Below are 8,264 nucleotides of genomic sequence, written 5' to 3' on the forward strand. Positions count from 1 at the left end.
ATATGCAAGTGGGTTTATGGAGAATTATAATAAGATATTAGCTGCAGTTGATGGGGGATTTACTGCTGAATCGGCTGCTAAGTATGCTATTTTGATAGCCGAGCAGTGTAATGCTAAACTCGATGTTATATTTGTAATCACAAAAGACCTGGATGAAAAAGATGTCACTTCTGGCAGATTGTCGGTTGAGAGACTTGTGAAATATGCGATATCCAGGGGTATTGAAGCCGATGGACAGATCATGCACGGTCCGGTAGTGGAGACTATTAAATCGATAGTTGAAACTAATAACATAGACCTTGTGGTCTCATCAACCCGTCATAAGGACAGTAAACGCAGGTACTTTGTCAGGTCAATATCTCAGAAGCTAATGAGATCGTTAACCTGTTCAATGATAGTTGTCAAAGTAACCCGTCCCGGAAAGACCTTGCACATACAAAAAATCCTTGTTCCTGTTATGATAGGTTCATATCATGCCGATGAACGTGCTTATCTTATATCGAAATTATATTCAAAAGCGAGGATAAGAGTGTTGCGGGTTGAAAAAACATCCCGTGTCAGTTCCCTGCTTACAACCCATGACGAAAAGCTCAGACTTCGCAGTATAGGTCGTGAGTTAATGCAACCCCTGGCCAAAGAACTTTCAAATTACGATATTCCAGCTGATATTCATGTAGATTTTGCTCCAAATTACGCTGAAGCTGTATTGATAAATGCTGCCGCAGGTCACTTTGATCTGATAATAATGGGAGCTACAAAGTGGGACACAATCAGAAAGATCGTGCAGGGGAACCCGGTAGAGGAAATTCTTCGTAAAACCTCATGTGATGTAATAATCTGGCATCCGGGTTCGATATACAAAATATAATGTGGGGGTTAAATGAATGCGTATTCAAACGCTTGAAGTCGAGGATGTTTATGAAAAACTTAATACATCTTCTGAGGGACTTGATAAGCATACGGCTGCGGCCAGGCTCCTGGAGTTCGGCGAAAATACGATCGTCCACCATAAAAAAAAACCATTGTTATACAAATTATTGAACCAGTTCATTCATTTTTTTGCAATACTCTTGTGGATCGCAGCTGCACTATCCTTTATCGGGAATTATTACCAGCCCGGAGAAGGATTTGACCTGTTGGGTTTTGCTATAATCAGCGTGATATTCATCAATGCCATATTTACGTTCGTTCAGGAATACAGGGCAGAAAAGGCAGCCCAGGCCCTCCAGAATCTACTGCCTCATTTTGTAAACGTGACCCGCTCAGGCACAGATATGCAGATCGATAGCAAATTACTGGTTCCAGGAGATGTGATCAAATTAGGAGAAGGGGACCGTATCTCTGTAGATGCACGTATTGTGGAGCAGTTCGAGCTGAGGGTCAATAATTCAGCGTTGACAGGGGAATCTGAGCCAAGGAAACGCTCATCAGAGCCGTCAAACCAGGAATTGACAGAAAGCCCGAATATCGTTTTTGCGGGCACATTCATTACTTCCGGGACCGGTACTGCTGTGGTTTTTGCAGCCGGGATGGGTACTGAGTTCGGCAAGATCGCACACCTGACCCAGACCGTGGAATCCGAGCCCAGTCCCATCCAAAAAGAGACCTACAGGGTAACCAGAGTTGTCGCGATACTTGCCACCACAATGGGATTACTCTTTTTTATTGCCGGGATGATTATAGGCAATCCTTTCTGGACCAATTTTCTATTTGCCATAGGCATTATTGTAGCCAATGTCCCGGAAGGTTTGCTGCCTACGGTCACACTTTCCCTTGCAATGGGTTCACAGCGGATGGCAAAACGAAATGCCCTTATAAAGAACCTGAATGCAGTAGAGACCCTGGGAAGCACCACCGTGATCTGTACTGATAAGACCGGTACGCTTACCCAGAATCAGATGACTGTCCGCAGGATTTATTCCAATAATCAGGTGCTGGAAATAAGCGGTACAGGATATGATCCGGTGGGAGAGCTCAAAGATACCAGCGGCAATATACTTGATGAACAGGCAATCGAGAACCTTAAACCTCTGTTCATCGATGCTGTACTGTGCAACAATTCCAGACTTATGAACACCGAAAATGGCTGGAGCATCAAAGGAGACCCCACTGAAGGAGCTCTCATGGTGGCAGCTGCTAAGGTTATGGATGTCGAAAATATCCAGGATCAAAACCAAAAGGTGCATGAAATTCCATTTGACTCAGAACGCAAGCGCATGAGTACTATCAATGACACAAATGCGGGAAAGACAGCTTATGTAAAAGGTGCACTGGAAACACTGCTGCCCATCTGTTCACAGATATTAGTAAACGGTACTGCTATTGAATTAACTGGTGAACAGAAAAGTGAGATCGAAAAGGTCAATGATTCATTTGCACACTCCGCTTTGAGAGTGCTTGCTTTTGCATACCGGCCGGCACCTGAAGAATTCACTGCAGAGGCAGTGGAAGCAGATCTCATTTTTCTTGGGCTTATGGGTATGATCGATCCACCCCGTGAAGAAGTCCCGGAATCGATCGCGAAATGTAAAAGGGCAGGTATTCGCACCATTATGATAACAGGGGATAACAGTACCACTGCGGTGGCAGTTGCCCGTGAGATCGGTCTTATAGAATCAGATTCCCCTATTGTACTTGTTTCCAATGATGTGGCAACGTTATCCAGGGATGAACTTATTAAAAAACTTGGAAACCCGGAACTGGTATTTGCCAGGATGACACCTCAGTATAAACTTGATATCGTAGATGCCTTATCAGAAATGGGCGAGATCGTGGCAATGACAGGAGATGGTGTCAACGATGCACCAGCCCTGAAACGCGCTGACATAGGGATAGCCATGGGGATTACAGGCACTGATGTGGCAAAGGAATCTGCTGATATGATATTGATGGATGACAATTTCGCAAGCATCGTGAATGCAGTGGAGGAAGGACGGGCGGTTTTTGATAATATTAAAAAGTTTGTCACATATATTTTTGCCAGTAACATTCCTGAGATAGTACCTTATATTGCTTTTATTATGTTAGGGATCCCACTGCCCCTGACCATTATACAGATACTGGGAATCGACCTGGGCACAGACATGCTACCGGCGCTGGCTCTAGGTACTGAAAAACCTGAGCCGAATGTAATGGACAGGCCACCACGGCCCAGGGATGCAAGACTACTGGATCTTGCACTTATCAAAAGGGCTTATTTCTTTTTGGGTCCTTTTGAAGCTCTGGCAGCAATGTCCGGGTTCTTCTTTATTCTCTTCGGTGGCGGCTGGATATGGGGTACGGTACTTGCTGGCTCTGACACGTTGTATCGTAAAGCTACTACCATGGCCATGACTGCTATTGTGGTCACCCAGGTGGCCAATGGTATGGTATGCCGCACATCTCGTGAAGCAGTATCCAGAATAGGATTCTTCACCAACCGGCTGCTTCTTGTTGGTATCGCATTTGAGCTTATCCTCCAGGCTATGTTAGTATATACTCCCATTGGAAACAAAATACTGAACCTGGCACCCATCTCATTGTCAGACTGGCTGTTCCTGGTGCCTTTTGCACTCCTGTTATTTGCAGCTGAAGAAGGGCGGAAATTGATGGTAAGGAAGAGAACGAACTGATCTACCAGGTCCGGGAACTTTTGGTGATCTCCCCGGCAATATCTGTGGTCATGATCTTCCTGACCTCATCCGGATCACTGGTCTGCCCCAGTGCCCACATCAATTTCACCAGTGCCACTTCTGGCAGCATATCTTCTCCTTCAATAGCTCCCGCTTTCAAGATATCACGGCCAGTATCATACACCCGATCGCACACCCTGCCGTTTATGCACTGGCTGGTCATTACCACAGGGATCCCGGCCTCGGTGGCCCTTTCAATATAAGGGATCCATTCGGTGGAAACATGCCCCAAACCTGTTCCTTCCAGCACAATACCCTTATAATTGGCACTGGCAAACAGCAGGGTCTCGGGGCTTGCACCGGTTGTGAATTTGATAAGGATACATTTTGGCTCAATTGCCGTATTGATAGCCAGTTCCAGTTCTCCTTTCCCGGTATAATCCAGGAATGTGGTAATTTCTCCGGATTGATAGTCGGCCTTGCCCAATATCTTTGCATCAATGGTCTGGAAAGCGTCCCTGCGGCTGGTATGCATCTTCCTGACCCTGGCAGCCCTGTGGATGCTGCAAAAATCATCAGATGTGGTCCCGTGCATAACCACAGTGACTTCAGCAATGTCACTGGTAGCTACCCTGGCTGCACAGATGGTATTCATGGCACTATCGCTGCTGGGCCTGTCTGAACTGCGCTGGCTGGCTACGAATACGATGGGTACCGGGGTCCGGACCATGAAGGCAATGGCTGCTGCCGTATACATCATAGTATCTGTGCCGTGGGTGATTATCACACCGTCTGCACCGGCCTTGATCTCTTTATAGACTTCCTCGGCCAGGTGTATCCAGTAATCAGGCTGCATGTTCTCAGATAATATGCTGTAACATACCCTGCCATTATAATTGGCGATCTCAGACAGTTCCGGGATGGCAAGCATAATATCCTCGGCAGTGAACTGGCTTGTCACGGCTCCGGTCCTGTAGTCCACCTTACTGGCTATGGTCCCGCCTGTGGACAGGATTGAGACATTTGGAAGGTCTGGATTGTATGGAGGCAGTTTCACAGGTGCAGCCTGGATATCCTGCTTCTTCCCTATCAATTCCAGGGTAACATTATCGGGGTCGAATCCCGCATTATACCCGTTCTTCAGTTTTATCACAGTAGTACCTGTTGTAGAAGGCATCAGGACCCCCTGGTATATGTTACTATCCCGTTTGATCTGTACGGTATCGCCCACTTCTATCATCATTTTTTACCTCTGGTAATATACACTGCTTTTACATCCTCAAGCCTTTTTATCGAATCCTGGACTGAATTGAGTTTTTTCAGCACTATGTCAATGTCATGCATCAAATGGTAATTACGGTCTTCAATCATTCGTTTTACTTCCCTGGGTGACGGACCGCCCTTAACACTCCTGCGCTGGACATTTTCCATTATATCCAGTGCTCCTTCGAACAGCTCCTGGCTGAGTCCCTCTTCAGATAGTTTCATACCTGTTATCTCATACGCTATCCTGTCGGTTTCATTTAAGGTGAATTCATTGCCTTTTGCAAGGGTTGCCACGATCTGATGTGCGGTCCTGAAAGGAAGCTTCGTAGTCCGTACAATTGTGTCGGCAAGTTCTGTGGCTGTTGAAAAACCTGCACCTGCCAGAGATGACATTTTTTCCTCATTGATCTGCATGGTGGAAATTATCCCTTTTGCAATATTTACAGAACCTGAGGTAGCTGATGTTGCACGCCAGAGATGGGGAGTTACTTCCTGCAGGTCCCTGTTATAGCTCATAGGCAGGGCCTTTGTGATACTTAATACAGACATCAGGCATCCATATACAGTACCGGTCTTGGCTCTCATGAGTTCGGCAGTATCAGGGTTCTTTTTCTGGGGCATGATAGATGAAGTGGAACAGAAACTGTCGTCCAGTTCTATTAGACCGAACTCTTCGCTGCTCCAGAGGATAAGTTCCTCGGCCAGGCGGCTCAAATTGGTCATGATATTGGAAAATACCGACGTTGTTTCGACAATGAAATCCCTGGTACTTACTGCATCCATTGAGTTTTCAACCAGGCCGTCAAATCCTAACAGTTCACAGGTGCGATCCCGGTTGATATCAAATCCTGTGGATGCGAACGCTGCTGCACCCAAAGGAGACTGATTGGTCCGGTGATATGCTCCCCATAACCTCTGGGAATCCCTTGCCAGAGCATCATGATGGGCAATCAGGTGATGAGCCAGTGTAGTGGGCTGAGCATGCTGCAAATGGGTGAATCCCGGGATCAGTGTTTCTTTGTGTTTCGGGGCAAGTTCAAGCATTGCCTTCCTGAGTCCGATGACATTCTGCATCAAGGTAAGTAATTCGTCCCTTAATGCCAGCCTGATACATGTGGCAACTTCATCGTTGCGGGAACGGGCCGAATGCATCCTGCCGCCCGTGTCCCGGCCTACTTTCTCGATGAGCTTTGCTTCTATTGACATGTGGATATCTTCGTATGACATGTCAAGTTTGTCATACCCTTCCTGTTCGATCTCATCAAGTGTTGAGAGTATGAGTGTGCATTCGTCCCTGGTAATTATTCCAGTTTCAGCGAGCATTATAACATGAGCATTATCAACAGCCAGGTCTGCTTCGAATATCCACCTGTCTGCATCTTTGGAAGAAGTGTAATTAAGGACCTCTGCATCTTCATTGGATTCCAAACGTCCCCGTCGTAAAATATTATTCATGAGGTATCACACGCTAATACATTAATGAAAGGGAATAAAGTTTTTGAAACATATATTTTTATAATTCTTGTTTTCTATTACTTTCACTGCTCTTTCCTATGGGAAATACCTGTGTGGAGTTGTGTATTAAGATTATAGAAATATCAGTCTGCAGCGATCATGAACAAATTTTTATTCAGTACGGCTCCCAAATACTGTCGTAAGTTTTTAGTGCAAAGAAGATCAAAGGACTATTGAACAGAATAGTGAGACAGTACTCTTAACATCTCAAATAATTGTGCACGGATCATCTGTGAGCACCCTGGTGCTACTATGGGTGTGTTGGACTGGAGGTCGTTGAGAATATATTTCAACTCAAGATTGTTAAACTAAGAATTAATAAAAACGTTTATATGCAAAAAAACGTTAACAAGCCCCGTATCCTTCAAGTACGGGGTATAGTGACTCTACCGGAGATGGGTGTTATGTGCATTAATTGTGATATCGTAAGCCTATGGAAAAATTATTACTCTTTAATTTGGGCACGCATGAACATTGGGATAATAAGTCTGGAGCAAAATTTTATCTTGAACCATTTCGGTCTATGAGAATAATTCCAAAAGCTGCGTCTTTATTTCTTTAATTTTTTCTTCCTTCAATTGTGCAACAATTTTTCTAATAATTTCTTTTTCGACTGCGTATATGGAATCAACTCTCACATAGCTAGGTTCTATATCCATAGTACCTTCTGCCAAATTATCTTTTATAATCTCTGATTCCCATAGACTACCTCTCCTTCTAGAGGTGACCCTTAAAACGACAACATCAATGGCGGTTTCATTATATTTCGAACAGCTGATCACCAGAGCAGGTCTGTACTTAGTTTCTTTCAAGTTGCTATAGGAAAAATCTACAAGTACTATACTTCCCTGTTTTACCCGCATTTATTGTTCCCTGGCAATTTTATTAGCTGAGTACTTCTTCCACGCTTTATCATCATTCTCCCAATCAATTTTCTTGGGTGTTATTTCGATTTTTTGAAGAACTACTTTACCGGTTTCAATAGTAATGTCTAAATAATCTCCTATATTAATATCCAACTGCTCCCGGATAGACTTAGGAAGGGTTAATAGCCCTTTTGATGATACTTTTACTAATTCGCTCATTTCTTAGATGTTAAGATTCTAAGATATTAAACCTTTTGTGCCCTTTCAAATCGATTTGAATCAAAAAAAGAATGGACTCCATGAATCTCATGCACTGACTTAGGATGGATATTCTATGCATCCTAAAGATATTATAGCCTAAATAACCGTCAGTGATCATAGAAAAAAAGAATGACTAAACAAAATAAGATCTTCAAATACTTCGAAATGCCTTTTATTGAATGTAAATAATTTAATTCCTTTGTTTATAGCCACAGCAGCGATCATGGCATCAAATCGTGGAACTTTCTTGCCCATTTTCTCTGCTTTTACCTCAATATTTGCAGAAAGAATTGCATCATCCTTAGTAAAATCAGTAACATCAAGCAACAATATTTTTTCGATTTTCGGACTATTAGCGTATTTATAAAGACCGAAAAGAATTTCATGTAAATTTATTGTGGTAAAAGTAATATCTTCACCAGCATCTTCAATTTTCTTTAAAGCCTCCCCCCTTTATTTGAATTTTTATCAAGGATTTCGATTAAAACATCTGTATCAACAAGGATCAATATCTAATCTCCTCTCTTTTCTCTGATAATTCCTCAAAAAGGGCTTCTTTATTCTTGAATTCAAACGAACTTCTCATTTCCTTAAGTTTATCAATGTTAATTCTGGATTTTATAAGACGTTCGAAATAATTACTGAAACTCTCATTTGTTCCTTTTAGAGAGAGGAGCATATTGTAAATATCTTCTCGAATAGTAATCGTCTTACTAGTCATAGGTATAACATATGTTCAAACATA

At 43.3% G+C, this 8,264-nt stretch carries 8 protein-coding genes; 2 read left to right on the plus strand and 6 right to left on the minus strand.

All coding sequences use genetic code 11. The features are described from left to right. Window positions 1-16 precede the first annotated feature (16 nt). Together IBX40_08900 and IBX40_08905 are read left to right on the plus strand one after the other, a co-directional pair. A complete protein-coding gene (locus IBX40_08900) occupies window positions 17-868 on the plus strand; it encodes a universal stress protein (GenBank protein ID MBE0524430.1) in 852 nt (283 codons plus the stop codon). A gap of 16 nt (window positions 869-884) precedes the next feature. Continuing rightward, window positions 885-3,611 carry a cation-transporting P-type ATPase gene (locus IBX40_08905; protein MBE0524431.1) on the plus strand — a complete coding sequence of 909 codons (2,727 nt, stop codon included), beginning with the start codon at window positions 885-887 and terminating at the stop codon, window positions 3,609-3,611. A 1-nt stretch (window position 3,612) separates the two neighbouring features. Here the strand turns inward: IBX40_08905 and gatD are convergent, their stop codons facing one another. From gatD to IBX40_08935, 6 genes are all read right to left on the minus strand, one after another. Next, window positions 3,613-4,854: a Glu-tRNA(Gln) amidotransferase subunit GatD gene (gene gatD / locus IBX40_08910; GenBank protein MBE0524432.1), complete on the minus strand. Its 1,242-nt coding sequence runs from the start codon at window positions 4,852-4,854 to the stop codon at window positions 3,613-3,615. Then, a complete protein-coding gene (gene argH, locus IBX40_08915; protein MBE0524433.1) occupies window positions 4,851-6,332 on the minus strand; it encodes an argininosuccinate lyase in 1,482 nt (493 codons plus the stop codon). Before argH ends, gatD begins: the two co-directional genes overlap by 4 nt. Before the next feature lie 581 nt (window positions 6,333-6,913). Further along, window positions 6,914-7,255 carry a type II toxin-antitoxin system PemK/MazF family toxin gene (locus tag IBX40_08920; protein MBE0524434.1) on the minus strand — a complete coding sequence of 114 codons (342 nt, stop codon included), beginning with the start codon at window positions 7,253-7,255 and terminating at the stop codon, window positions 6,914-6,916. Next, complete coding sequence (locus IBX40_08925) at window positions 7,256-7,477, minus strand: AbrB/MazE/SpoVT family DNA-binding domain-containing protein (protein ID MBE0524435.1); 222 nt, start codon at window positions 7,475-7,477, stop codon at window positions 7,256-7,258. It abuts the gene before it with no gap. A 156-nt stretch (window positions 7,478-7,633) separates the two neighbouring features. Further along, entirely contained in the window at window positions 7,634-7,951 is a 318-nt protein-coding gene (locus IBX40_08930) for a type II toxin-antitoxin system VapC family toxin (protein ID MBE0524436.1), read from the minus strand. Between the two features lie 73 nt (window positions 7,952-8,024). After that, on the minus strand, window positions 8,025-8,240 hold the full coding sequence (locus IBX40_08935) for a hypothetical protein (protein ID MBE0524437.1): 216 nt from the start codon (window positions 8,238-8,240) through the stop codon (window positions 8,025-8,027). Between the last annotated feature and the right edge of the window lie 24 nt (window positions 8,241-8,264).

This window comes from Methanosarcinales archaeon (assembly GCA_014859725.1).
Taxonomy (GTDB): domain Archaea; phylum Halobacteriota; class Methanosarcinia; order Methanosarcinales; family Methanocomedenaceae; genus Kmv04.

Excerpts from the sequence above, each read along its gene's own strand:
- IBX40_08900 (MBE0524430.1), top strand. The coding sequence starts at position 17 with ATGGAGAATTATAATAAGATATTAGCTGCAGTTGATGGGGGATTTACT.
- IBX40_08905 (MBE0524431.1), top strand. The coding sequence starts at position 885 with ATGCGTATTCAAACGCTTGAAGTCGAGGATGTTTATGAAAAACTTAAT.
- gatD (MBE0524432.1), bottom strand. The coding sequence starts at position 4,854 with ATGATGATAGAAGTGGGCGATACCGTACAGATCAAACGGGATAGTAAC.
- argH (MBE0524433.1), bottom strand. The coding sequence starts at position 6,332 with ATGAATAATATTTTACGACGGGGACGTTTGGAATCCAATGAAGATGCA.
- IBX40_08920 (MBE0524434.1), bottom strand. The coding sequence starts at position 7,255 with ATGCGGGTAAAACAGGGAAGTATAGTACTTGTAGATTTTTCCTATAGC.
- IBX40_08925 (MBE0524435.1), bottom strand. The coding sequence starts at position 7,477 with ATGAGCGAATTAGTAAAAGTATCATCAAAAGGGCTATTAACCCTTCCT.
- IBX40_08935 (MBE0524437.1), bottom strand. The coding sequence starts at position 8,240 with ATGACTAGTAAGACGATTACTATTCGAGAAGATATTTACAATATGCTC.